Annotated in this window: 1 protein-coding gene and 1 pseudogene; both read right to left on the reverse strand. The window is 50.4% G+C overall.

Going from position 1 to position 417, the window contains the following annotated elements; translation table 11 throughout:
- A pseudogene (locus tag Xkoz_RS23670) lies at window positions 1-141 on the reverse strand (DNA cytosine methyltransferase); the annotation flags it as partial.
- A partial coding sequence (locus Xkoz_RS19405; RefSeq protein WP_099143536.1) for a structural protein occupies window positions 138-417 on the reverse strand: 280 nt, incomplete at its 5' end. The pseudogene Xkoz_RS23670 and the gene Xkoz_RS19405, both read right to left, overlap by 4 nt.

A 417-nucleotide genomic window follows, 5' to 3' on the forward strand; every position in this document is an offset into this window, starting at 1 on the left:
GACATGCGGCCAGTGGTAGCGCAGTACTGCACTGGGGAATTTTTCAATTTCACTGAACCACGCCGGAACCATACCCAGCGGCTCCCATGCCACGCTGACCGCCTCAATGCCGGAACAAACAGAGCCGTATGAAATTCTCATAACATCTCAAACGCCCGCGTGAATATCTCATCGGAATAAGGCTGCTGGCCGTTCTCCATCTGGATTATCGCCTTGACTAACGCCGTCATGGTGGGTTTATGGTTAACGTCAATCACTGAACGACTATTGATACCGACCGATTGACACACATAAGCAATATAACCTTCGGTGTCATTCTCATTCGGCGGCGCCCAGCGGGAAATAAACTGGCGAATGGTGTTATCACCGTATTTGCGTTCATAATTGCGCAGGATCTTGAGCATCGCTCGTATGCCA

The sequence above is a fragment of the Xenorhabdus kozodoii genome (genome assembly GCF_002632875.1).
Lineage (GTDB): Bacteria > Pseudomonadota > Gammaproteobacteria > Enterobacterales > Enterobacteriaceae > Xenorhabdus > Xenorhabdus kozodoii.